This window comes from Bacillus cereus group sp. N14, assembly GCF_016483555.1.
GTDB lineage: Bacteria > Bacillota > Bacilli > Bacillales > Bacillaceae_G > Bacillus_A > Bacillus_A wiedmannii.
The window spans coordinates 94,667-119,594 of record NZ_JAEHBQ010000004.1; the positions used below are offsets into that span (position 1 = coordinate 94,667).

The window sequence follows — 24,928 nt, forward strand, 5'->3', positions numbered from 1 at the left end:
TCTTTACAAGGGAGTGTTCATAATGATTTGGATTTCACTAATCGTATTAGCCTATTTCATCATTCTCGTCCCAATACAGTATAACTATATTAAGATATTAAAGACAAAACAGAAAAAAATGAATGTGTCACAAAACGAACTATATGACAACATGTCTTATAAAGAATCCCAAATACACTATCATTATCAAAGTAACGTATTTACAATACCTGCTTCGCTTGTCGCAAGTATTATTTATAAGGTGAAACATGCAGCATAATATGTACGCTGTAAAATTATTGTCTGAATCTGTTCATTCTGGTGAGCCTGATCCTACGAAAATTGATGAGCATTATGAAGAGAATCACGATACACTTTTTGAAGAAAGTATTATTCTTGTTAAAGCAAACAGTTTAGAAGAAGCTCATGAACTAGGTGAAAAAATCGCTATGCAATCTGAAGATACATACAATAACATGTATGATGAGCAAGTGACATGGACATTTCGAAAAGTGTTACATGTGTTTGAATTAGACGATACACCATTTGAAACTGGAAAAGAATTGTACGCAAGATTTTTACACGTTAAAAAAAATGAAACGGTAAATACCGTAGTAAAAACATACTATCCTGAATACGAATAAAAGCTCACAGCAATTGCTGTGAGCTTTTTTATACTTACTTCGTTGAATCTCTAAATTGGATGCGGTGAGGTAAGATAACAGTGTGATCTTCCACTTTTTCTTTGTTCATATACTTTGTTAATAGACGCATTGCTACTGCACCGATATCATACATTGGTTGTACAACTGTTGAAAGTTGCGGACGAACCATTAATGCAAGGCGTGTATTATCGAAACCAAGTACTTCTACATCAGTTGGTACGTTTAATCCAGCGTCTTGTGCTGCATGGATTACACCTAGTGCCATTTCGTCAGAAGATACGAAGATTGCTGTTGGCTTTTCATCACTGCTCCAAAGCTTTTCGAATGCTTCGATACCTGAATCATATGTGTAATCTCCATCGATGATAAGATTTTCATCATATGAAATACCTGCTTCTTCTAAAGCTTTTTTATAACCGTGTAACTTCTTCGCGCTTCCCGCTTTATTAATGAAAGGACCAGAGACGAAACCGATACGCGTATGTCCTTGCTCAATAAAGTGCTTCATTGCATCGTAAGCTGCTTGTGTATAATCAATATTTACTGATGGCGTTTCATTTTGCTCATCAAATGACGCTGCTAATACGATTGGTACTGGAGACTTTTTGAATTCTTCAATGTGAATGTCTGTAATATCTTCACCCATGAAAACAATTCCGTCCACTTGTTTTCCAAGCATCGTATTTAATAAATGGAACTCTTTCTCTTTGTTTTGGTCAGAGTTACTTAAAATGATGTTATATTTGTACATTGTTGCGATATCTTCAATTCCACGAGCAAGTTCTGCATAAAACGTATTTGAGATATCAGGAATAATAACACCTACTGTAGTTGTCTTCTTACTTGCTAGTCCACGTGCTACCGCATTTGGGCGGTATCCTAAACGATCGATTGCTTCTAATACTTTCTTTCTTGTTGTAGGCTTTACATTTGGGTTACCGTTCACAACGCGTGATACGGTAGCCATTGAAACGTTCGCTTCGCGCGCTACATCATATATTGTTACGTTCATCTCATCGCACACTCCTTCTATTTTTGTTATCTATTTTTATGTATCGGTTACTTGAATGAAAAAAAGACATCAACTCTATTTGCAGATGCCACCAATCGTCCCGAGTTCTTCCTTTTACTAATGATACGATAAAAACGCAGGCTCATACAATATTTTCCCGCAAAAGTTTCGAAAAAATTCGCTTCTTTTCTCGTATTTTCGTATTTTTTATGAAAAAAAGGGCATTTTTTGTAAAAAAATAGATATTCCATGAGTGGAAACTGTATATTAAGCCGTACGTTAGTAAATGAAATTTATATCAGCGATTTTGTAAATATATCGACTTACCAACAAAAATCGACAATGAAAGTCGCTATACAATAAGAGGCAGCAGTTCCAAATACTTTTAATTCGTTCATCAATTCATTGAACTGCGGAATATTCATTCGTTGTGCCTGGATCTGGGCTGACAATAGAAGGTCACATCGTCCTGTAGAATACGTTATATCGACAACAACAGGTAAATGTATTTCTTTCTTTAAAATCGGCACAGCGGAAACATGAAGCGTATTACGCATCGATCTTTCATTACTTCAGAAACTAATTGTAAATCACTACCTATTTATTGGTAGTTTATATATATTAGCATTTAAATCTCGATTCCTCTAATTTCAAAAATTTCCTAAATCCATTTACCAAATCTTTTTTCGTAGTGGGAACTTCTTGAGGCATATAATTAACAAAACTCACCATATCTTCTGGATAGTGATGATTTCCATAAAACTTTGCAATTTCATTTAATAACTCATTTTCTTCTGTACATCTTTCTTTTATCTCAGATAAACAAACAAATCTTAGTTTTCTCTTCTCCTCTACTAACACTGTGCTTTCTTCATCTAATTGAGGAAAATAATTAGTTTTTATTTCTAACATCACCTTACCTAAATTTTCATTAGCGACTCCCCATGACAGTTCACTAACAAACTCACTTTCATCACCAATTCCCATCAATTCTACTGCATAATCAGAAATAACGTCTTTACTAAAATAATTCCCTTGGACGCCTACAAAAATAGTTTTCCAATCATACTTAATATGTTTATTTTTTAAGTCTTTTAAGTTCATATGACTTCCCCCTTACTTTTTGGAATTTGATTTGGTTCACCCGCCATAACACCATTTTCAATAAAAAAAAGACAGTTTAAACACTGTCTTTTTTTATAAGAAGGAAACAAACGGTTTTTCGCTGTTTTTCTCTTTTATAATAATTGCCTCGATTTTACTCTCGGACTTTATCTGCAATTGTACTTTCGCATCTTTAGGTAATTTTTCTAACATACTTTGAGCAGCCATTTGAGTAAGAGCCATTAATTCTGTTTTACCGTTATATTTAATAACGATATTCATATTTAATGTATCCATCTGGTTTTTCTTGTAAGAAACTTTAGCATTGACTGGGATAAAATCTGCCGGAGAAAAATCTTTTATTGCCTTAGCAAATTCAGTTATTTTTGTATTATCTTCTCCATGCGCTTGTTTAAATTCATCAGAAGGATATGAATACGCTTGTTCATCGATCGTACTCCAATTTCCAAGGTTCATATCATTCTTTTGAACGGTAGCACTAGCAATATACGTACCATTTTTTAAAGAACTTGTACTTTCTTGCTTAAAGATAGCAAACGTAATTGGAGACTTATTATACTTGTCATTTTTATTAATCGCTTCAATAAGTTGCTTGGCAACTTCAGTACCTTTAGACATTGCTTCTTCATTCGATACACTTGAAGACATTGCTAACCCAATCACTACACCAGATAAACTTAGTTCGTTTGAATTCTGTTTTCCGAAATAGTCTTGTTCTATAATATTCGTCAAAACGGGTGCTTCTACTTTTGCGACTAGTTCATCAACTAACTTCTCCGGAATATACTGATTTAATTGTAGTACATGATTTTCTGTATCAAATTGCTCTTTTGCAATATTCATTAAACCATTTTCATACTCTGCTAAATCTAATTTAGAATTTGTTTTTATATTAGCTGTATTTATAACCTTTTGTTCCTTTAAAGGAATTACAGTTCTATAATAATCTTTAGAAACAGCCGTTCTCGGGATCATACTTTTTTCTTTCGTATCCTTCTGTATAACTTCATCCTTCTTACTAATCGTATTATTACTACAAGCTCCTAGTAATAAACTTACAACCGCGAAGGATAATGCCATTTTCTTCATTACTTAAAACCTACTTTCAACAATCTAGTTATTTAATTTGAACTATTAATAGTGTACCATTAAATATATTTCAACAAAAACAAAAAAAGAAGCAAGCACCTTTCGCTTGCTTCTTTTTACTTAATATTCTCTTCTAAAGCGTCTTTTTTAATGTTCCAATGAGACGTATTCCATACTACCATCCCATCTTTTATGTATAACACTTGCGGAGATTCATGTTTAATGCTGTACTGTTCTGCAATAAGATTCGAAACATCTCGCGCATCTTGTACGTATAAGTAATACGCTGGTACTGCTCTTTCTTCATTACAATACGCTTGAAATTCTGTATATGCACCGTGACTGATCGGGCATGTCGTACTATGTTTAAAAAGAACATACGGCTCGTTTTTTTCTACTAATACTTCAAGCTCTTCAATTGCTTCAATTTTTGTCATATTCATCACGATTCACCTCTCATACGAAGTCTAGAGCGCTTTTCTTTCTTTTCAGCTTTTTTCTCAAGTCTTTCTAATTTACGCTCTTCTTTTTCAACCTTTTTCTCTTGTCTTGTCGCACGATAATGATTGTATACTTCAATTGCTGCGCTACTCCACTGTACAACTTGCGCTACTTTATCTGCATTATTTTCAATTTCATCTGTAACAGAATCTGATACATTACGAAGTTTCGTATTTAAAGAATGGATTGTCGTTCCAATTCCATCTACACCCGATACTACTTTATTTAATGATTGTGACTTCTGTTGAATGTCATCAGCTAACGCATTTGTTTTATGTAATAATTGCTCCGTCTCTACGCTAATCCCTTGCATTTGCTTTTCTAAACCTTCTAACGTGCTTGCAACGTTTTCTAACGTCTTCTGAACCGATAACAACGTTCTGCATACATACACTACTAATACAGCGAAAGCAACCGCGATAATAGCCGCACTTACATATAAAAGAACTTGCATTTCATCACTTCCTTTATCTTTTTCATACTTTACCCTATTATACAATCATTTTCCGTTTCGTTCTAATCCCTATCTTTTCATTAGAATTTTCATACTTATTCGTTAACTTTAACATAAATGATTCAACAAATTCCACTAAGTAGGTTACAATAGGAGAGGATACATAATTAGTAGGGAGGCTTTACATATGAAAGATCCACGCATTGAAAAGTTAGCATACAATTTAATTAACTACTCTATCCGCTTACAAAAAGGCGAAAAAGTATTAATTGAAAACTTTGGCTTACAAAAAGAACTTGTAACTGCACTTGTAAAAGAAGCATATGCAGCTGGTGGTTTCCCATTCGTTTCTTTAAAAGATCATCAAGTAGATCGCTCTTTATTAATGGGTGCTACTGAAGAACATTTTGAACAAATCGCTGCATATGAAGCAAGCGTAATGAAAGATATGGACGCTTATATCGGTCTTCGCTCTGGCGATAACATTAACGAACAAGCTGATGTACCAAGTGAAAGAATGCAAATTCACGGCCAAACAGTTGGTAAGAAAGTTCATAGAGACATCCGCGTTCCGAAAACACGCTGGGTTGTTCTTCGCTACCCAAATGCTTCTATGGCGCAGCTTGCTAAAATGAGCACAGAAGCTTTCGAAGACTTCTACTTCGAAGTTTGTAACTTAGACTACGGTAAAATGGATAAGGCAATGGATAGCCTTGTTACATTAATGAATAAAACAGACAAAGTTCGTTTAACTGGTCCTGGAACTGACTTAACATTCTCTATTAAAGACATTCCAGCTATTAAATGCTCTGGTCATTTAAATATTCCAGACGGTGAAGTATATTCTGCACCAGTTCGCGATTCTGTTAACGGTACAGTTTCTTACAACACACCATCTCCTTACAACGGTTATACATTTGAAAATGTACAACTTAAATTTGAGAACGGTCAAATCGTTGAAGCAACTGCAAACGATACAGAGCGCATTAACAAAATCTTCGATACAGACGAAGGTGCACGCTTCGTTGGTGAGTTCGCAATTGGCGTAAACCCATACATCTTACATCCAATGGGAGACATCCTATTCGATGAAAAAATCGATGGCAGCTTCCACTTCACTCCTGGACAAGCTTACGACGATGCATGGAACGGCAACAACTCGAACATTCACTGGGATTTAGTATGCATCCAGCGCCCTGAATACGGCGGCGGCGAAATTTACTTCGACGACGTACTAATCCGTAAAGACGGACGCTTCGTTGTATCTGAACTAGAAGCTTTAAACCCAGAGAACTTAAAATAATAATAAAAACGCTCGGAATGTTCTCCGAGCGTTTTTATTATTATTTTAATAAATCTTTCGCCACATCCTCTGGCACTTTAAAACTCATTTTCTTATTTTTCATTTCAACTTCGACATAAGGGACATCTTTATATACTGTCATAGTACCAATTTCATGTAACTCTTTTTTATCATTACTCGACTCCGATAATTTTTTTGTATCCCCTTGGTACATTTTAAATGTTTTCCCTTGCGGAGTATCTAAAGGAGCCGACTGCATTTCCCACTTATCCATTTTCATAACTTCAAACAGCTTTTCAATTTCTTTCTTATCGGTAATTACTTTTTTATCACTTGAATCTGTAAGTGATTCAATTTCAACTTTTTGTGCCTTTTCTAAGTTCAGATCTGCCTTTTCCTTCTTCGTACTACATCCTATTAAAAGAACGGATGCGGTTAGCAGAAGTAAAAATAACATAAGGACTTTTTTCATTTCTAATCCCCCTAACTACATAGAGCTACTTTTTTCGTTTTTTGTTTGCTGAAAATGAAAATAATATAACAGCGCCACTGCGATAGTACCTATTAATATTGGTTCATATAAGGGAAGATCCCATTTCATATATACTCTAGTGCAACCAACAAGCACAAACAAAATTTCTAAACAGAATAAAGGTTTTACATATTTCATTTCTTACCTACCATTTCTATTTTCACATTTGGGTTCTCTTTCTTGATAAGCGCCAAAAATTCATTCATATGTTGCGGCATCGCAACCATATGTACTTTGTATGCATTCGTCGTAATTTCAAGATATTTCCCAACTTGACGAATGATTCTTATCTCTTTCAATACGATATCGTCATTTAAAATGCCGTACTTTAATACACCATTTTCTACTTTATGCTTTTTAATAAATACTTCCCAAACAAGTGGCACATTTACAAGGAAGCATAAACCCATTCCAATTAACGCTGACATCCACTGCTCTTTATTTGAGATAACCATGACAAGTGGGTACACAAACATAAAAACTAACGTGAGACAAACGAAAATTACTACTGACTTACTTCTTTGAATCGGAAAGTCCATACCTACACCCCCTAACCTAAATTATACCACTTTTTCCATTTTGGTTATAAAAAAAGGCCATTTCTGAATGACCTTTTCAAACAATGTACCTATAGAATTTCTTATCTACCTGTAACACTGGAAAACTTTTTGGCAACTCGTCTATACTCACACTTTGGAAATTATTCTTTTCATAAAAGCGATGCGCTGCTAAAAACTTCACTGTCGTTCCTAAGTAAATATCTTTCAGCTTTTTATTCTCAGCCCACGAAATTGCTGTTTGGAGCAACTTATGTGACGCGCCCCACCCTTTTCCACGAAATTCTTTTTTTACGAACATTTTTCTTAGCGCTACTTGCTGATTCTCAATATCTAATAAAGCTGCTGTTCCAACTACTTTATCATCATAAATTGCTACCCAAAAGTTTCCATAATCCCTTTGATAGAAGGTTTCTATTTCAAGTAAGTCTGGCTGCTCTTCTTTCGTAATGGGAACATTGTACTCTTTTTGCTGAATATGAACGATAAGATCTACTACTTCATCTTGAAACGTACTTTCATACGGAATAATGCGTATCTTCTCGTTCATCGGATCTCCTTCCACTCTGAAGCTAGTAAACTATATACAGCGATATCATGAAAATGATCATATAACCATTCTTCATCTCTTAAAATACCATCTAACTTAAAACCTAAACGCTCTGGAATAGCTCGGCTTTTCACATTATCAACACCGCACCGAATTTCCACTTTATTTAATTTTAAATCTTCAAATGCATAGTGAAGTACAGCTTTCACGCTACGCGTCATAATACCTTTCCCGCCAGCATCTTCTGCCAGGTAATATCCGAGACTGGCCGCTTTCTTCCCCCAACTTACCGGATGAATGCCTACCATCCCAACGAGCTTTCCTTTATAACGTATGCCACTTTCAAAACCGTCTCCCTCTGCAAACTTCTTTAACCACATCGGACAAATCTCATCATACGCACCAGCTGATTTCATCCCATCTACCCAAGGAAGCCATCTTCGTAAATGATTACGGTTTTGGTCTATTAATTGATATAGTTCCTCTTTATGATGCTTCTCTAATAACTGTAATTCGATTTCATCGTCTACTCGAAGTGTGAACATGTTTTTTAGCTCCCTTTCAGTTTTCTTATTATTCTAACACTTATAGATGTAAATTGTTAAATATTCACACTTTCTTTCGATTTTATTTGTATAAAACCTGAAGAATACACTACTCCCGTAACAACTAATATCATTCCTAGAAATTGTGCCGGTGTTATATTTACTCCTTCAATAAAAGAAATAATCATTGTAACAACAGGTACTAAATTAAAAAATAAAGATGTTCTGGCTGCTCCAAGTTGAGCGATTCCATTATTCCACCATAAGTAACCGAGTACGCTCATTCCAATTGCCATAAAAAGAATCGCTCCCCAAGCTAACAAAGGAATTTCCAAAACTGGTACTATATTTTTTTGAGTGGAAGATATGATAATAAAGGCAATGGCACCAATAGTCATTGTGTATGACGTCGTTTGTATTGGGCTACTAGTTTTAATAAACTTTCTGCCTAGTACACCGTATAACGCCCAGCAAATATTCCCTAATAAAATATAAAAATCTCCTTTTGAAAATGATAAGGTTTGCAGTATCGTAAACGAACCTTGGGTCAGTACAAAAACAACACCAAGTAATGCAAGTAACATCCCAATACCTTGGCGTTTTATAATTTTTTCTCGTAAAATAAAACTTGCTAACAGCGTCGTAACGAGCGGATTCGTCGCCATAATCAGTGCACCATTCATAGCTTCTGTATGTTTCATACCTAAAAAGAAAAAGAAGTTAAAACCGAATACACCAACAATACCTAACAAAAAGTAATAAGCCTTATTCTCCCTCCATACCTCTACCTCAAAATCTTTTCGTATTTTTAACAAACATAACATCACAAATGCAGCAATTCCAAAGCGCCATGCTGCTATATGAATTGCTTCGAAATACTGCACAGCATATTTCGAAGCATTAAATGTCCCACCAGTGAAAATCGCAAATCCAAGTAGCTGAGCGTATACTTTATTTTTCATTGTCAGCCTCCGAATTTTCCCCTTCTAGAAAACCGTAATAAATTTCTAGCTTCTCCTCCGTTAGCTGAACAACTTTTTGCAATTGTTCCTGCTGTTCTTTTAATCGCTCCAAGTGAGTTGTTAAAATTGATATTCTCTTTTTTACTTTCGCTGGTACTTCCTCTTTTCTCTGCCTAATTTCCTCTATAATACATCCATCACTTGCAAACTCAGCCATCTCTTCTAATGACATTCCAGTTTGTTTTAAAGAATATAAAAATTTTAATAGGCGTACATCACCTTCTGTATATTGGCGAATCCCGCTATTTCGCGTTGGTGGTGGTAATAATCCTAATTTCTCATAGTAACGCAAAGTATGAATGCCCATCCCAGTTAACTCTGCTACTTCACCAATTTTATACATGTTCTCTCCCCCTTGTTTTTACATTTTCATCTTACAACCTAGAGTTAGCTCTAGGTCAATACACAAATAAAAAATAACTATATATGATTGATATCTAGATATCAATCATATATAGTTAAAGTATGGAAAAAAATGATAATTTTATAATTCAATTACGTAAAGGTGTTTTTGATCTCGCTATTTTGTCTTTAATAAGTAAACAACCTATGTACGGATACGAAATTACAAGTGCCTTACAAGATATCCCTGTGTTTCATATCCCGAACGGTTCGATTTACCCTATATTAAATCGAATCACGAAAAACAATTGGGCTGTTTCCTATTGGGAAGAGTCCGGTGATGGGCCAAAAAGAAAATACTATCGAATTACAGACGAAGGGAGAGAAATTTTAAATAGTCGCTTACATGATTATGATGCAGTGTATCAAGCTCTAATGTTACTAGCTAAAGGAGAGGATAAAAAATGAACAAGGAACAATTCTTTTCAAATGAACTCATTGCTTCTTTCTTACACGATCTTCATAAAGGGTTAACGAACTTACCTACATCAGCAAGAGAACAACATGTGCTAGAAATCAAATCCGATTTATACGAAAATGCATTAAGTAAAGAAAGTGAAGGGATACCATTAGAAATCATCCCTTCACAAGTGATTGAAGAATTTCTTCCTCCAAAAGAATTAGCACAGGAAATTACAGTAGAATATACAGACGTTATTCAAAATACACAGCAATCTACAAATACATTTATTAAATACTTTACAGGGCTATCTGTTGCTCCACTCGTTGCTTTATCAGTACCTATCGCACTTGGCTTTATAAATATTTCAGCTAATTTACCATTTTTATTAGCCTTTATCGTAAGCAATATTTGGTTCATCTGTAGAGAAAACCATTGGAATACAAAGCAATTAAAATTTTTAAAAACAATGATTTTCTTTAGTACTAGCGTTTTAATTGCACTTCCATTTGCATTCTTCGCGATTCGAATTATGATAACAAAACAATTCGATATGTTTTCATTCTATTATTTAATCGGATATGTACTTTTTAGTTCACTATATATCTTTTTATTAAAACAACTATACAAAAAGAATAAACAATATCAACAGATTAACGCTTTTTAAAATATATCGAACACAACAAAAAAAGACGCACAGCCACAGCTATGCGTCTTTTCTATTACTTCTCTGCAACTTGAACTTCTTTTACGTAAGCTGCTTCGAATTTTTGTATGTCTCCTGCGCCCATGAAAATTAGAACGCCGTTTTTATGTTTCTTTAATACATCCGTTGTTGTATCTGTAATTAGTTCTGCACCGTCAATACGCTTTTGCAGATCTTCGATTGTTAATTCACCTTTGTTTTCGCGCGCTGATCCGAAAATATCACATAAGTATACTTGGTCAGCTTTGCTTAAGCTTTCAGCAAACTCATCTAAGAACTTTTCTGTACGTGAGAATGTATGCGGCTGGAATACAGCGACAACTTCACGCTCTGGATGTTTTTGACGAGCTGCTTCAATCGTTGCATTAATTTCTGTCGGATGGTGTGCGTAGTCATCGATAATAACTTGCTCTCCCATTGGCTTTTCATTAAAGCGACGTTTTACGCCTTCAAAAGTTGTTAACTGATGCTTAACTGCTTCTACATCAACGTTTTCATAATGGCAAAGCGCGATTACTGCTAATGCATTTAATACGCTATGGTTGCCGTATCCTGTAATTTTGAACGTGTCATAGTACGTATTACGAACGAATACATCGAAAATAGTACCATCTGTTCTCTTTTGAATGTTACGTGCTTGGAAATCATTATCTTCTCCAAATCCATAGAAAATAACAGGTACTTTCGCTTGAATTTTTTGAAGTTCTTCATCATCTCCACATGCAATAATACCTTTTTTCACTTGCAATGCCATCTCTTGGAATGCATTGAATACATCATTGATATCTGAGAAATAATCTGGATGATCAAAATCAATGTTTGTCATAATTGCATAGTCTGGATTGTAAGACAAGAAATGACGACGATACTCACAAGCTTCAAATACAAAATACTTACTATTTTCTACCCCATGCCCTGTTCCATCTCCAATGAGGTAAGATGTAGGGTATGCACCTTGCATTACATGGGCTAACAAACCAGTTGTTGATGTTTTTCCATGCGCACCAGTTACAGCAACACTTGTGTATTGGTTCATAAGATCACCTAAGAAGTGATGGTAACGATGTACTGGGATGTTTAATTCTTTTGCTGCTACGATTTCTTCATGCGTATCAGGAAATGCATTTCCTGCAATAATCACTTGTCCTTCTTTTACATTATTTTTATCAAAAGGAAGGATCGAGATATTACGCTTTTCCAACGCTGTTTGTGTAAAGAAACGCTTTTCATAATCAGACCCTTGAACAGTATGCTTCATGTCATGAAGAATTTGAGCTAATGAACTCATTCCTGTTCCTTTAATTCCTACAAAATGGTAAACTGTCATCTTAAAGAACCTCCAACATTTCGAACTAATACAACGGCCTATCTATAAGACAGTATATGAATCTTTTCTTATTTTGGTAATCATCATACATTTTTGATGTAGTGAAGTTATTCTTTCCCTTCACTTATCAGGATAAACTCGTACGTACTTCTTTTTTATGTCCATAACAAATCCATTATAGCAAAAAAGAAGCCGCTATACTATGATAACAGAAAAACTGATAGGGTCAATCACCTATCAGTTTTTCTCTCTTTTACATATCTTCTCTTTTTTCTAATTGAACACTCTCTAAACGTGGGTTTGGACGATATTTACGACCAGCTTTCGCTTCTGGTTTTCCATTTAATTCTACGTTATCACCAGTAAAGCCAATATTCATTTTTAATAAGCTACTTCCTACTCCGTATATATCAACAGGTACGTTTTGAGCTTCAAATTCACGAATACGCTTCTCATCAAATCCACCAGTTACAACGATGTCTACATGCTGGAATCCTTCTTCATCAAGTGCTTTACGAAGTGCGAATACAAGCGATGGGTTTACACCACGTGGATCGAATGTTCCAAGTACTTCTGGGTGGCGAATGAAGTATTGATCAATCATCGTGCGCGACGTATCTACACGTACACCTTTTAATGTTGATCCAAATTCACGCGCTACGCGAAGTGCATCTGTAATGACATCATTGTTGTAATCAATTAATACAACTAATTCATCTTCTGGGAATTTCTTATGATATGCTTTTGCCGCTTCCACAACATCACCATTAAACATTTGAATTAATGCGTGAGGCATTGTCCCCATACCACTTCTGCCCCACCATTCATTCATCGCATGCGTCGCTTGTGCGCTCATACCTCCGATGTATGCTGCATAACCGTCACCAGCTTGTTGCGTATAATGATCGTCACGATCTCCCATGAAAATAACTGGTTTTTCTTTATCTACGCTACGCGCAGCTTGGACAACGTTATATACGTTTGTCGCAACTGATGTACGACGGGCTAAAATCCCATCAATGACACCTTCTAAAAATCCGAAATTTTCATAAGGACCATGAATTGTTAACACTGTTTCAAACGGACTAATATTATCGCCATCTTTTAAAGAGTTAATCTCAAGTTCCTCAGGATTTTTGGCGAATGTTTGTAGCAACGCAATCACTTCATCTGTTCCGCAAAGAACTGCATTTTCCTTTTGGAAAAATTGCATCGTCACAACACTTTTCGGGCGAAATTCTTCAATGATTTCTCTAGTCTTTAAAAAGTAAACGGCAGAGAACCAACCTTCTCCAACACGTTCGTCAAATTTAAATGTTCTATTTGTTAGTCTATTTATTTCACCTTTTAATTTTAATTCAATTTCTTTCATGTCGCTTTACTCCCTACTTTACTATCCAACATTTTCTATTAGTATACAGCAAAACCGTTTACTATACATTTGTTTCCTGCATAGCAGCGAATTCATCCTCAGAAATAAGGACATCTCTCGGTTTCGTTCCTCTTCCTTCAGAAATAATCCCTTGCGATTCCATCTCTTCAATGAGACGTGCCGCGCGATTATAACCGATGCGGAATTTTCGCTGTACAGAAGATGTGGACGCTCCCCCTTGTTCTACAACAAATTGACATGCATCAAAGAACAATTCGTCTTCCGACTCAGCTTGTTCTGTTTTCGCTAATAAATCCTCTTGCTTAAATAAGTAATTCGGCTTCATTTGCTTTCTCACATGATCAACTGTTTTCTCAATCTCATCATCCGATACATATACACCTTGTACACGAACTGGTTTAGACGTACCGTTTCCTAAAAATAGCATATCACCACGGCCAAGTAATTTCTCCGCGCCCCCAATATCAATAATCGTACGCGAATCAACTTGAGATGATACAGTAAACGCAATACGCGTTGGAATGTTTGACTTAATTAAACCTGTAATAACATCTACAGACGGACGCTGCGTTGCTACTAATAAATGAATACCACAAGCACGTGCTTTTTGCGCAATACGACAAATCGCTTCCTCAACATCACCAGGTGCTACCATCATTAAATCGGCTAACTCGTCAATGACAATAACGATATAAGGTAATGTCTCTCCTGGAATTTCTCGCCCACTTACAATCGTATTATAACGAGTTAAATCACGAGCACCAGCGTGCGCAAACAATTCATAACGACGCTCCATTTCTTCAACCGCCCACTTTAATGCAGCTGTCGCTGCTTTTACATCCGTAATAACAGGTGCTACGAGATGTGGAACAGAATTGTATGGTGCAAGCTCAACCATCTTCGGATCGATTAACATTAACTTCACTTCATGCGGTTTCGCTTTATATAAAATGCTCGTTAAAATTGCGTTAATGCACACACTTTTACCAGAACCCGTTGCACCCGCAATAAGTCCATGTGGCATTTTTCGAATATCCGTTACAATTGGATCGCCTGAAATATCAAGTCCTAGCGCAACTGTAAGCGGTGATTCGCTCTTTGTAAACACAGGACTTCTTAAAATTTCACGAAGAAATACTGGCTTACTTTCTTTATTTGGAACTTCGATTCCAATCGCACTCTTCCCTGGAATCGGTGCTTCAATACGAATATCTTTCGCTGCTAAACTCAGTTTAATATCATCACTTAAGTTTGTAATTTTATTTACTTTCACACCTGGGTCTGGCTGTACTTCAAAACGAGTTACCGCTGGACCTTGTGATACGTTAATAACATGTGCACCAACGTGGAAATTATTAAATGTTGTATCTAATAATTCTTTCTGTTCATCCAACCATTCCGTATTATCTAACGCTGCCTGCTGCGGAATTGACAACAATGTTAATGGCGGAATTGCATATGTCGGTGGTGTTTGCAATACATTTCGCATATCGTTCTCTCTTTGATTTACAACATATGCTTTCTCTTGTACTTCCGTACTTGAATTTGGCTTTTGTACTTGCTCTACCACTACTTGCTGCATTGGTTTCTCTTCCACTTGTGGTTCTACTACCACTTGTTGCATTGGCTTTTCTTCCACTTGTGGTTCTACTACCACTTGTTGCATTGGCTTTTCTTCCACTTGTGGCAATGGTCTTTCTTCTACTTGTTGGACAGGCTTATTCTCTACTCGTTCACTCATAGAAGATTGCATTGCATTTACTCTAGCCGCATGTCTTTCCATTAATCGCGTTCTGTCTTGTTTCAACATAACAACATTAAATGGGACATGGCGCTTTTTCTCACGTTTTGGTTCTTCTTTTTGTACAATTGGTTGTTCTTCCGCAATCGGTGCTTCTTCTACAATTGACTGCTCTTCCGCAATCGGTGCTTCTTCTACAACTGGCTGCTCTTCCGCAATCGGTGCTTCTTCTACAACTGGCTGCTCTTCCGCAATCGGTGCTTCTTCTACAACTCGTTGTTCTTCTGCAATTAAAACATCCGCAAAGCTTTGAACATCTTTCTTCGCTTGTTCTTCAGCCTCTGCAACATGTATGAATTCATTCGTTTGTTCAATTGCTTCATTTAAAACCATTTCTTGCTGTGTTTCCTCAAGTGCTACAGGTTCTGCTTCTTCTGGCGCTTCCGTTTCCGTAATTACTTCCACTTTTTCTAACTCTTCTGCTTCCGCAATTACTTCCACTTCTTCTGACTCTTCTGTTTCCGCAATTACTTCCACTTCTTCTGACTCTTCTGTTTCCGCAATTACTTCCACTTCTTCTGCTTCCGCAATTACTTCCACTTCTTCTGGCGCTTCTGTTTCCGCAATTACTTCCACTTCTTCTTGTATTTCCACGACGATTGTTTCTTCAAGTTTTTCTTCTGCTTTGACAATCACTGATTCTTCTGGAGCTTGCTTTTCTACTTCAATAGTAGGTTGTTCTATTTCTGTATTGCGTTTAGTTTCTTCTGATAATATTGTATCCTCGTGCTCTACTTTAGAATCTACTAATTCTGTTTGTAGAATGTTTTTGGCCACTACATCACTTTCTTGCTTAGCATCTTCCATACGCTCAGCAATTGTTTGATGAGGTACTTCACCCGCTGGAACTGCCTGCTGTGCACTAATTTCTTGAACCACTTCTTTTTCTACTATAGGCTCTTGGCGTTCAATTTCATAACCGTTTTTCTCTAGCCATTGATCGACCACTGACTTTTCTTCCTCTTTACTTTGTTGATCTCGCTGATCAACGCCTTCATGACTGGAAGAAGTCGTTGCTTGTCCTTCTGAGAAATCAGATAATGTATATCCTTTTTTCTCTAGCCATGCATCAACGACTGATTTGCCCTCTACAGATATTTCAAGGTCTTCTCTTTCCTTTTCTTCCTCCTGCTTTTCTACCTTTTTCTCTACAGAAGGACGATTATATCCGTAAATTGGCGAAATCATTTCTGTTGGACGAAATGGTCTACGGTTACTTTCTTGCGAAGGTGCAGATGCCTTTTTTACGACAGGCTCTCGCTCCGGTTCATATTGTACTTCCGGCTCTTCATATGTAGAAACTACCTGTTCCACATACTGTCGTCTACTTCTTTCCACTTTGATTCCTCTTTGAGTAGGCTGATTTTCATATGTTACAACTTGAACAGGTTGTTCTTCAAAATGCCCTGTTGCTATAACATCCTCTTCATCGAACCCATTATCCGGTACTAATGGAAAACGGCATTTACCTGCATTCCTACTTGCCATTTGTGCTTCTCTTGCTTCAGTATAGTGGTTTACACGAGGAATTTTCGACTGACTTTCGATTTGCTTTGGTACTTCTTTATTTATCGCTGTTTGTTCTTCCTCTTTGTTAAACAGCTTTTTCATCCAATCTAACATGCTTACCACTCTTTCTACTAAATAGTAACATCCTTTATTGTATCAGCATTCCGCAAAAAGTGCAGGTAAAATTAAGCATGTCATATTTATCCATAATATTCTAATTTACGAGTGTTTTCATATGGAAAAACGCAGCCTTACATGTAAGACTGCGTTTAAGCTTTGCTCTTCCGATATTCCTCTACACTATCCGTTACACTTTGCAATAAAGAATTTACATACTGTGGGTCAGATAATTTTTTATCTTCTTCAGGATTTGACATAAATCCAAGTTCTAATAGTACGCCAGGAACCTTTGCCCAATTAAATCCAGAAAGGTCATCCCTGAATTTAATTCCATTTACTTTCACTTGATGATTCTCTCTCATTTTATTTACAATCGTTTGAGAGATTTGAAGACTTTCAGCATAAATCTCTTTCGTGTACGGACTTCCTTCTGCCGGCGTTAATACAGCAAATCCACTTTGATTCGGATTTTCAGAACCATCTGCATGAAGACGTAAAAACAAATCCGCCTTATGATCATTCGCAAATGTCGCGCGTTCTTTATTACTTATATCCACATCTTGTGACGTTCTCGTCATTAATACTTGTATTCCCTTTGCTTCTAACTTTTCTTTTAATACGGAAGCCATTTCTAATACAAGAACAGCCTCTCTTTTTTTCGTCACAACACCAGTTGTACCATCTGTCACTTTATATTTTTGCGTCGTTGCTCCTGGCCCAAACGGCTCTAAATTTAAATTTGCTTTTTGTTGATGCCCCGGATCAATAACAACAAGAAACTTTCCTTGTTTTTCATTACTCTCTACTTTTTGTTCATTATTTTGCAGCGGTTGCTCAGCTGGCTGCACTGGCGTAGCTTCCTCTTTCTTTTCTTCAGCCAGCACTTCCTCCTGCTTCTGCTCCACTTGCTCATTCGTTTGAACTGCTTGCGGTTCTTCTTTCTTTTCTTGTTCTTCTTGCTGCTTTTCTACCGGTGCGTCTTCCTTGTTATCTTTGTTTGTTTCCTGCATAGAAGATGTTACTTCTTTTTTCGGCTCTTCTTGCGAACAACCTCCCATATATATTCCAATGAATGCAATCATACTCATTATCTTTATATACTTCATACTTTTCTCCCATCACTTTGCACCGGTCTCAAAGTTTTTCTTATAATTGTTTTATAATCTCATCCATATTTCCAATATGAACGGGTTGCCACTTTTCTGTACCACGCTCTGCGGTATAGACTAGATAAGCATCATCAACTACATTTACGAAAACAGGATCCCCCATATCTGTTTCATATCCGATAACAATCCATTCCTCTTTCCATTTTCCACTTTCTTCACTTAATAATGAATTTTTATGTTTATCATATCGATAACCGATTTGTCCTTTTTCTAATTCATTTTCGCTAAACAAATATATTTCATAGGAACCTAGTTCGATATCTTGCTGTTTTGAAGTTTCAATTCGTTTCAGAAGTTCTGCGATTTTTAGTTGTTTTTTCATACGTCTATCCCCTTCTATTTTTCTAAATTTTAACTAGTTTGTTTATAAAATACAATATAGTTTTTGAGAAAAAAGGTGACATCCTTATATTATCAACGATTTTTCAAATATATCTATCACAACTCGCGATATATCAACGATTTTTCAAATATATCTATCACAACTCGCAATATATCAACGATTTGACACAGAATATCGACTTACCAGCAAAAAATGATAAAACAAAAAGAGAGGCTGTCCAAAAGGACAACCTCTCTTTTCTTACATCAATTAAAATTTGAACTCTTGTCCAACTTCAAAGCTATCTTCTAATACAAGAATACCTTTTTCTTGTGGAGCATCTGGAAGCTCTAATTCACGTGCCGAGCAAATCATTCCAGAAGAAGGAACACCGCGAAGTTCAGCTGGTTTAATTAGCATACCGCTTGGCATTACAGCGCCAATTTTTGCAACGACAACTTTTTGTCCTGCATCAACGTTCGGTGCGCCACATACGATTTGTAATGTTTCTGTACCGATTTCTACTTTACAAATGTTTAACTTATCAGCATTTGGATGCTTCTCTTTTTCAGCTACATAGCCTACAACAAATTTTGGAGAAAGATCTGCTTCTACTGTTTCTTCAAAGCCGTTCTTCGCTAAAATTCCGTTGATTTTTTCTACAAATTCTTTCGTTAATGTTAAGTTACCTGTTTCTTTTACTTCTAAGTAAGAAGACGCATTAAAGATGTTGAACCCTGCTGTTACATTGCTTTCACGATCGTATACGCGTGCAACATCTCCTTTGCGATCAAAAGTACGGTTCTCTAAAGTAATATCTTGTAAGGCAACAATTAGAGTGTCACCAATTCCTTCAAGGTTGTAAAAAACGTTCACTTCGTTCATCCTTTCTCTTTTCCATCTGTCTTCTTCCGATTCTTCGCTAAAATAAAGATTGGCTCAAAGTCTCCATCTTCATATACGAATGAAAGTGATGTAATCGGAACATGCCCTTCGGCAAAAAATTTCATTGTCATTTGTGCAATAATATCATAACCGATTTCGTTGACGATATCAGCAATAATTAATACATCTTGGTGAGGAACAGCAACAACCATGTCACCAGAAATCTTTTCACGCATCGATTGTAGTAACGATTCGTTTAAAATACGCGTCGCATCATACCCATCATTTGTGTTTAAAAAGTAGAATGTATTCCCTGCTACTATTTCTTGTTTAAATTCATAACCTAATGAGCGAGCGTTGAATAATGCCATTTCACGCACTTGTTGCTCTGTAAGTTCTAATTTTTGTAATAGACGCTCATCAATGAGTCGATACGTTTTATTTGAATCTAACGCGTAGTAAATACGTGTTTCCGCCGTATGATCCGTCATAATAAACGGATTTCCTTCTTCTGCTTGTTTCGGGAAAGAAGTAGAGCGAATAACAGGTAAAATTTTCGCTGCGCTATTTTCTTCTTTATGCATCGCAATTAACGCTTCTTGTACGTAATAAGCAACCTCTTCAATTGCTTTTTCTTTGTTCACTTCCCATTTTGCCACAACTCCTGGAAGCGATACGTTAATACCTTTTTTCGAGTCTTTTTGTTCTATACGTAGAACTTCTTTCTCGCTATCATACTGAAAGTCCCATTCTGGGCGAGATAATTTCTTCATTAACTCGTCTTTCATCTTTTTACTTGTCATCTTCATCTCTTTTTCCTCCCTTCCAAAAAAATAACCTCCCCCGCGAAGGTAGAGGTTGTTTTACAATTCAATTGGCAAATTGCCTTATTTTAAACCTTCAATGAACTCTTCGATTTGTTCTTGTGTTTTACGATCTTTGTTTACATAGCGACCTGTTTCTTCACCCTTATTGTACGCTACAAAGCTCGGAATGCCAAATACGTCTAATTTTACGCATAGATCAATAAACTCATCACGATCTACATAGTAAAATGAGAAATCACTATATTTCTCTTCTACTTCTGGCATAAACGGGTCTACAAAACGGCAGTCTGGGCACCATTCTGCTGAGAACATAAAGACTATATTCTCTTCATTTTTCAATTGTTGGAATTGCTCCATGCTTTCTAATGATTTCATCTATATTTCCTCCTCTAACGAGTGCATTTTTTCATGTTATAATCTTTCTTTTATACTACCATACATCGCGCATGGTGCAAGGTTTATGCTTGCTTTTCGTCATACTTATATTGCCCAACAAGTAACTTAACAACGTGTACAAATAATTCCGTGCGGTCGACATAATCATCTGTAAAAATACCGATAGCACCTTCGTGACTACGAATATCTTTTCTCTGTACAAATTCTTCCATCACTTCACTTAACTCCTTGCCATCTTCAAGAGGTGCTAAAAAATCATCTGGTAACTTAATACGTGCACCGCCTGCAACGAATGTTTTACCGGTACTTGTTGCTAGCGCGCCCCAGTTACACATAAATAAACCGTGCTCCGTTTTCATTACGCCACCTTCTAATCCAATACCAATTTGAGCTTCTCCTTCTTGTAGCGCTCGCTTCGCTCTATTAACCGCTCCTTGCATCGTCTCTTCATCTGTAAACGGCTGGTTTGCTACCCCCGAAGGAACAGAAAGAGATGTAATTATAACATCTTTCCAAACCTTCTCCACAGCACCAACTTTCGTTTTATTCTTCGATCCAACTACTACTTTCATTTCGTTCACCTCTATAAAAATTTATCATTTTGTTCCATCCAATATCCGCTTCGGCACAAATTAAGTACCAACCACTATCACACACCACAGTGGAATCCCTTCTACCTAAAAAAGAAGGTCGCTTCCCACAACATTACCGGCCTCGAACTCAAAAACAGCCTTCCTCTCTCTTCCTATCCGCGGTCTTAATACATCATTCGAGCACCAAATAAGCACTGACCGCCACCACACATCGATGGGCCATCTCTTCAATCCAAAAAAAGAAAGGCTCTTCAGCCCTTCTTCCTTACGCGTTATTCTTAATTGTCTCTAGCGTCGTTTTATCCGTTGCTCTTACAAGCTTCGTAATTAGTTCTTTCGCTGCCGCATAATCATCAACATGTAAAATAGAAGCATGTGTATGAATGTAGCGTGCGCAAACACCAATTACTGCTGATGGGATACCTGAGTTACTTGTATGTACACGGCCCGCATCTGTACCACCTTGTGAAATAAAGTATTGGTACGGAATGTTATGTGTTTCAGCTGTATCTAAAATGAATTCGCGCATTCCTCTATGTGTTACCATCGTACGGTCGTAAATACGAAGAAGAGCACCTTTTCCTAATTGACCGAACTGCGTTTTATCACCAGATGCATCGTTTGCTGGACTTGCATCAAGCGCATAGAAAATGTCTGGTTGAATCATATTCGCAGCAGTTTGTGCACCGCGAAGACCAACTTCTTCTTGTACAGTCGCACCAGAGTATAATGTGTTTGGTAATGTTTCGTCTTTTAATTCTTTTAATAATTCGATTGCAAGGCCACATCCGTAACGGTTATCCCAAGCTTTCGCCATAATTTTCTTTTCATTTGCCATCGGCGTAAACGGACAGATTGGCACGATTTGTTGTCCTGGTTTTACACCAATCTCAATCGCATCTTCGTAGCTATCTGCACCTATATCAATTAACATATTTTTTATATCCATCGGTTTTGCACGTTGCGCGTCACTTAATAAATGAGGAGGAATAGAACCAACAACCCCAATAACAGGACCATTCTTCGTCATAACTTGTACACGTTGCGCTAATAACACTTGACTCCACCAGCCGCCTAACGTTTGAAAACGAAGCATCCCGTTTTTCGTAATTTGCGTAACCATGAAACCTACTTCATCCATATGACCTGCTACAAGAACACGTGGGCCAGTTTCGTCCCCTTTTTTCAGACCAAATACGCTACCTAAACCGTCTTGCACAATTTCATCCGCATATTTGCTTAATTCTTGCTTCATAAAACGGCGTACATCATGTTCGAAACCTGATGCACCTTGTAATTCTGTTAACGTACGAAATAATTGTAATGTCTCTTTATTCACGAAGTCCCCTTCTTTCAAACCTTAGTAGAATACCTCTTTTATTGTAACGAAATTTTCGAAATGTTTCTAGTTTCTTCTTTTTTAGCTGTATTTGCTTTATAATTATTATTGGTACACTATTTTTATTTTATAGAATTGAGGTGAATATATGAGCTGGAAAGGTTTAGTAGCAGGTCTTGGCGTTGGGTTCGCAGCTGGTTATCTTGTTGCAAACAAAGTACAAGAACAATCCCATATTTCTTCAGAAAAAGCATTGAAAATGGTGAAACAAGCATTAAGTCATAAAGGTGAAATTACTGGCTCTTGGGTACATATGGTTCCAGAGACATTTGAAAAATATGATGTCGCATACGAAGTTTATCGTGGCGGTCTTACAACGATGTTAGATGATATACAAGAACGATTTGAATTTTTAGTTGATGCTAAAACAGGTACTGTTTTAGAGGTGATAGCAGCATAAAAAGGAGGGTTCCCATTAGGTGAACCTCTTATTTTTTAATTGTGGATAGTAATTGAAATTATATGGGCGATTTTTTAAATATATCGACTTACCGACAAAAAACGAAAAGGAGACTGCCCCAACAGACTGCTGGAACAACCTTCCCTTTTTTATGCTTCTACACTCGTTTTCCGCTCTATTTTTTCTACAATATGCCCTTCCTCATTCCACTTTACTGCACGGTAATACGCGTCATGATAAAACGTAAACCAAGCATCGTTTTCAGCGCCGTACTTCATCCACTTTTGCTTATTTTCAATTGATGTCATTGGATAATCATCGTATGCCATTACCCATAGTACATTTTGATGTGCGTGCGTCGGCAATAGGTCTGCTAAATGAAGCATCGTTTCACCTTTGCTTTCTAAAGCAATAACTGCATGTCCATCACTATGACCACCTGTATGCGCCATTTTTATTTCATCCGTAATTTCTATTTCTTGCTGGAATATAACAACTTGATCTACAATCGGCTCCCAATTTTCCTTCCAATATGTATTACGCGACCTGATATTTGGGTTCCTCATTTCATTCCATTCCGTTTCGCTTACGTAAACTTTCGCATTCGGAAACGATGGTACAAGGTGATCACCTTCCCATTTCGTTAAACCAGATGCATGATCAAAATGCAGGTGTGTCATTAAGACGTACTGAATATCTTCAGGTTTTAAATCTAATTTTTCTAATGATTTATAAACCGATGACTCTTCTGTTACACCTTGATTTCGCTTCATCTTCTCATTCAATTTACCGTTTCCTATTCCGGAATCAATGAGCATATTACCGTCTTTCGTTTGCAAAAGTAACGGATCTGTTCGTAAATAAATATGATTTGTATCATTATGTTTATATTTACGTGACCAAAGTACTTTCGGTACAACACCAAACATTGCTCCTCCATCTAAATGTGTGTTCCCGCCTTTTAGCCACGTCACTTTTATATCTCCAATTTGTAACTGTTCCATTTTTCATCCCCCTTTCCTTTTAATATTAACATAAAATTCCGATTATTTTAGTTACAAAAAACCTATGCATTACTGCATAGGCTCTGTGCGATATTTCGCTTCAACTCGGTAAATACGATGACCTTTACTTGAGAATTTCTCTTCGTATTCTGTCATAATGTTTCCTTCATAATCACTATTATGAAGATCTAGGCTCAGGTAAGTTAATAACATACCATACTCAGCCATACTCATTAGAGAGTATTCAAATAAACCTTGGTTATCTGTTTTGAAATGAATTTCTCCGCCTTCTACTAACACTTCTTCATAATTGCGCAAAAATGTTTTATACGTTAAACGACGTTTCGTATGACGATTCTTCGGCCATGGATCTGAGAAGTTTAAATAAACGCGGTCAATCTCACCTTTTGCAAAGAAAACTGTTAAATCTTCAGCATCTTTATTAATTAACTTTAAGTTCGGCACTTCTTCTTCAATTAATTTATCAAGTGCATCTACAACAACACTTGTGAATTTTTCAATTCCAATATAATTAATATGTGGATTTGCTTTTGCCATATCATACATAAAGCGACCACGACCTGTACCTACTTCAATATGAATTGGTTGTTCATTTCCAAATACTTCTTTCCAGTTACCAGCGCGCTCCTCTGGGTTTCCGATTACGATATGTGAATACTCATTAATTCGATCCATTGCATATGGTTTATGTCTTAAACGCATAGATGTCTCCCTCTCTTTACATAGCTATTTTAAAGGAATAATTCCTTCTCTCTGTTTTAATCAATCTCCCAAACAAAAAACCAAGTACGTACGAGCACTCGGTCCGTTTCTTTCAAGTATAAGATGTACCATTTTGATAAAAACTACATACAGCATTAAACATTCCATGACGAAACAGCTTTTTCTCGTACATTTGAAGAGAAAAACAATCGAAAGGA

30 protein-coding genes and 1 pseudogene are annotated in these 24,928 nt (G+C 36.6%); 6 read left to right on the forward strand and 25 right to left on the reverse strand.

Features of this window, described 5'->3' with window-relative positions; genetic code table 11:
- Positions 1-22 precede the first annotated feature (22 nt).
- Together JDS82_RS08375 and JDS82_RS08380 are read left to right on the forward strand one after the other, a co-directional pair.
- Positions 23-259 carry a DUF3949 domain-containing protein gene (locus tag JDS82_RS08375; protein ID WP_199713061.1) on the forward strand — a complete coding sequence of 79 codons (237 nt, stop codon included), beginning with the start codon at positions 23-25 and terminating at the stop codon, positions 257-259.
- 1 nt (position 260) lies between these two features.
- Positions 261-623 carry a DUF4288 domain-containing protein gene (locus JDS82_RS08380; RefSeq protein WP_142950402.1) on the forward strand — a complete coding sequence of 121 codons (363 nt, stop codon included), beginning with the start codon at positions 261-263 and terminating at the stop codon, positions 621-623.
- 34 nt (positions 624-657) lie between these two features.
- On the opposite strand, the gene ccpA is transcribed toward JDS82_RS08380, so the two are convergent.
- The 6 genes and pseudogenes from ccpA to JDS82_RS08410 all read right to left on the reverse strand — a co-directional run bounded on the left by ccpA (position 658) and on the right by JDS82_RS08410 (position 4,825).
- Complete coding sequence (gene ccpA, locus JDS82_RS08385) at positions 658-1,656, reverse strand: catabolite control protein A (RefSeq protein WP_088113784.1); 999 nt, start codon at positions 1,654-1,656, stop codon at positions 658-660.
- Between the two features lie 323 nt (positions 1,657-1,979).
- A pseudogene (locus JDS82_RS08390) lies at positions 1,980-2,222 on the reverse strand (hypothetical protein); the annotation flags it as partial.
- 55 nt (positions 2,223-2,277) lie between these two features.
- Positions 2,278-2,760, reverse strand: coding sequence for a DUF2247 family protein (locus JDS82_RS08395; RefSeq protein WP_088321491.1), 483 nt, complete (start codon positions 2,758-2,760; stop codon positions 2,278-2,280).
- A 93-nt stretch (positions 2,761-2,853) separates the two neighbouring features.
- Positions 2,854-3,870 (reverse strand): CamS family sex pheromone protein, encoded by a 1,017-nt coding sequence (locus JDS82_RS08400; RefSeq protein WP_000738034.1) that lies wholly within the window; start codon positions 3,868-3,870, stop codon positions 2,854-2,856.
- A 116-nt stretch (positions 3,871-3,986) separates the two neighbouring features.
- Entirely contained in the window at positions 3,987-4,313 is a 327-nt protein-coding gene (gene ytxJ / locus JDS82_RS08405; protein WP_064472976.1) for a bacillithiol system redox-active protein YtxJ, read from the reverse strand.
- A complete protein-coding gene (locus JDS82_RS08410) occupies positions 4,313-4,825 on the reverse strand; it encodes a DUF948 domain-containing protein (RefSeq protein WP_001197725.1) in 513 nt (170 codons plus the stop codon). The genes ytxJ and JDS82_RS08410 overlap by 1 nt, the downstream gene beginning before the upstream one ends.
- A gap of 187 nt (positions 4,826-5,012) precedes the next feature.
- On the opposite strand from JDS82_RS08410, the gene JDS82_RS08415 reads away from it, so the two are divergent.
- Positions 5,013-6,128, forward strand: a complete 1,116-nt coding sequence (locus JDS82_RS08415; RefSeq protein WP_000654737.1) for an aminopeptidase — start codon at positions 5,013-5,015, stop codon at positions 6,126-6,128.
- A 40-nt stretch (positions 6,129-6,168) separates the two neighbouring features.
- On the opposite strand, the gene JDS82_RS08420 is transcribed toward JDS82_RS08415, so the two are convergent.
- The 7 genes from JDS82_RS08420 to JDS82_RS08450 form a co-directional block, all read right to left on the reverse strand.
- Positions 6,169-6,600: a hypothetical protein gene (locus JDS82_RS08420; protein ID WP_199713063.1), complete on the reverse strand. Its 432-nt coding sequence runs from the start codon at positions 6,598-6,600 to the stop codon at positions 6,169-6,171.
- 15 nt (positions 6,601-6,615) lie between these two features.
- Positions 6,616-6,798: a hypothetical protein gene (locus tag JDS82_RS08425; RefSeq protein ID WP_000878349.1), complete on the reverse strand. Its 183-nt coding sequence runs from the start codon at positions 6,796-6,798 to the stop codon at positions 6,616-6,618.
- Positions 6,795-7,199, reverse strand: coding sequence for a PH domain-containing protein (locus JDS82_RS08430; protein ID WP_199713064.1), 405 nt, complete (start codon positions 7,197-7,199; stop codon positions 6,795-6,797). The genes JDS82_RS08425 and JDS82_RS08430 overlap by 4 nt, the downstream gene beginning before the upstream one ends.
- Positions 7,200-7,275: 76 nt before the next feature.
- Positions 7,276-7,767, reverse strand: coding sequence for a GNAT family N-acetyltransferase (locus JDS82_RS08435; protein ID WP_199713065.1), 492 nt, complete (start codon positions 7,765-7,767; stop codon positions 7,276-7,278).
- Complete coding sequence (locus JDS82_RS08440) at positions 7,764-8,312, reverse strand: GNAT family N-acetyltransferase (RefSeq protein ID WP_000494655.1); 549 nt, start codon at positions 8,310-8,312, stop codon at positions 7,764-7,766. Before JDS82_RS08440 ends, JDS82_RS08435 begins: the two co-directional genes overlap by 4 nt.
- Positions 8,313-8,368: 56 nt before the next feature.
- A complete protein-coding gene (locus JDS82_RS08445; RefSeq protein ID WP_116363358.1) occupies positions 8,369-9,274 on the reverse strand; it encodes a DMT family transporter in 906 nt (301 codons plus the stop codon).
- Positions 9,264-9,677, reverse strand: coding sequence for a MerR family transcriptional regulator (locus tag JDS82_RS08450; RefSeq protein ID WP_097845553.1), 414 nt, complete (start codon positions 9,675-9,677; stop codon positions 9,264-9,266). Before JDS82_RS08450 ends, JDS82_RS08445 begins: the two co-directional genes overlap by 11 nt.
- Before the next feature lie 122 nt (positions 9,678-9,799).
- Here JDS82_RS08450 and JDS82_RS08455 point away from each other — a divergent pair, with 122 nt between their 5' ends.
- Together JDS82_RS08455 and JDS82_RS08460 are read left to right on the forward strand one after the other, a co-directional pair.
- On the forward strand, positions 9,800-10,144 hold the full coding sequence (locus JDS82_RS08455; RefSeq protein WP_012261844.1) for a PadR family transcriptional regulator: 345 nt from the start codon (positions 9,800-9,802) through the stop codon (positions 10,142-10,144).
- Entirely contained in the window at positions 10,141-10,803 is a 663-nt protein-coding gene (locus JDS82_RS08460; RefSeq protein ID WP_199713066.1) for an HAAS signaling domain-containing protein, read from the forward strand. Before JDS82_RS08455 ends, JDS82_RS08460 begins: the two co-directional genes overlap by 4 nt.
- A 55-nt stretch (positions 10,804-10,858) precedes the next feature.
- Here JDS82_RS08460 and murC read toward each other — a convergent pair whose 3' ends face one another.
- The 10 genes from murC to JDS82_RS08510 all read right to left on the reverse strand — a co-directional run bounded on the left by murC (position 10,859) and on the right by JDS82_RS08510 (position 22,523).
- Positions 10,859-12,169 (reverse strand): UDP-N-acetylmuramate--L-alanine ligase, encoded by a 1,311-nt coding sequence (murC, locus tag JDS82_RS08465; RefSeq protein WP_000219463.1) that lies wholly within the window; start codon positions 12,167-12,169, stop codon positions 10,859-10,861.
- A 253-nt stretch (positions 12,170-12,422) separates the two neighbouring features.
- Entirely contained in the window at positions 12,423-13,541 is a 1,119-nt protein-coding gene (locus tag JDS82_RS08470) for a nicotinate phosphoribosyltransferase (protein WP_000658382.1), read from the reverse strand.
- A gap of 61 nt (positions 13,542-13,602) precedes the next feature.
- Positions 13,603-16,986 (reverse strand): DNA translocase FtsK, encoded by a 3,384-nt coding sequence (locus tag JDS82_RS08475; protein ID WP_199713067.1) that lies wholly within the window; start codon positions 16,984-16,986, stop codon positions 13,603-13,605.
- A gap of 155 nt (positions 16,987-17,141) precedes the next feature.
- Complete coding sequence (locus JDS82_RS08480; protein ID WP_061673044.1) at positions 17,142-18,098, reverse strand: N-acetylmuramoyl-L-alanine amidase; 957 nt, start codon at positions 18,096-18,098, stop codon at positions 17,142-17,144.
- Between the two features lie 40 nt (positions 18,099-18,138).
- On the reverse strand, positions 18,139-18,483 hold the full coding sequence (locus tag JDS82_RS08485; protein ID WP_199713068.1) for a thiamine transporter: 345 nt from the start codon (positions 18,481-18,483) through the stop codon (positions 18,139-18,141).
- Positions 18,484-18,753: 270 nt separating this feature from the next.
- Positions 18,754-19,368, reverse strand: a complete 615-nt coding sequence (ytpR, locus tag JDS82_RS08490) for a YtpR family tRNA-binding protein (protein WP_001006767.1) — start codon at positions 19,366-19,368, stop codon at positions 18,754-18,756.
- Positions 19,365-20,177 carry a DUF1444 domain-containing protein gene (locus JDS82_RS08495; protein WP_000784601.1) on the reverse strand — a complete coding sequence of 271 codons (813 nt, stop codon included), beginning with the start codon at positions 20,175-20,177 and terminating at the stop codon, positions 19,365-19,367. The genes ytpR and JDS82_RS08495 overlap by 4 nt, the downstream gene beginning before the upstream one ends.
- Before the next feature lie 78 nt (positions 20,178-20,255).
- Positions 20,256-20,570 carry a thioredoxin family protein gene (locus JDS82_RS08500; RefSeq protein WP_098057834.1) on the reverse strand — a complete coding sequence of 105 codons (315 nt, stop codon included), beginning with the start codon at positions 20,568-20,570 and terminating at the stop codon, positions 20,256-20,258.
- Positions 20,571-20,653: 83 nt separating this feature from the next.
- Positions 20,654-21,163 (reverse strand): DUF84 family protein, encoded by a 510-nt coding sequence (locus JDS82_RS08505; protein ID WP_199713069.1) that lies wholly within the window; start codon positions 21,161-21,163, stop codon positions 20,654-20,656.
- Between the two features lie 286 nt (positions 21,164-21,449).
- Positions 21,450-22,523: a M42 family metallopeptidase gene (locus JDS82_RS08510; protein ID WP_001031515.1), complete on the reverse strand. Its 1,074-nt coding sequence runs from the start codon at positions 22,521-22,523 to the stop codon at positions 21,450-21,452.
- A gap of 148 nt (positions 22,524-22,671) precedes the next feature.
- Between JDS82_RS08510 and JDS82_RS08515 the strand changes: the two genes are divergently transcribed.
- Positions 22,672-22,983, forward strand: a complete 312-nt coding sequence (locus JDS82_RS08515; protein WP_000118541.1) for a PepSY domain-containing protein — start codon at positions 22,672-22,674, stop codon at positions 22,981-22,983.
- 149 nt (positions 22,984-23,132) lie between these two features.
- Here JDS82_RS08515 and JDS82_RS08520 read toward each other — a convergent pair whose 3' ends face one another.
- Entirely contained in the window at positions 23,133-23,987 is an 855-nt protein-coding gene (locus JDS82_RS08520) for a YtnP family quorum-quenching lactonase (RefSeq protein WP_199713070.1), read from the reverse strand.
- A gap of 69 nt (positions 23,988-24,056) precedes the next feature.
- A complete protein-coding gene (gene trmB, locus JDS82_RS08525; protein WP_001239384.1) occupies positions 24,057-24,710 on the reverse strand; it encodes a tRNA (guanosine(46)-N7)-methyltransferase TrmB in 654 nt (217 codons plus the stop codon).
- Positions 24,711-24,928 lie beyond the last annotated feature (218 nt).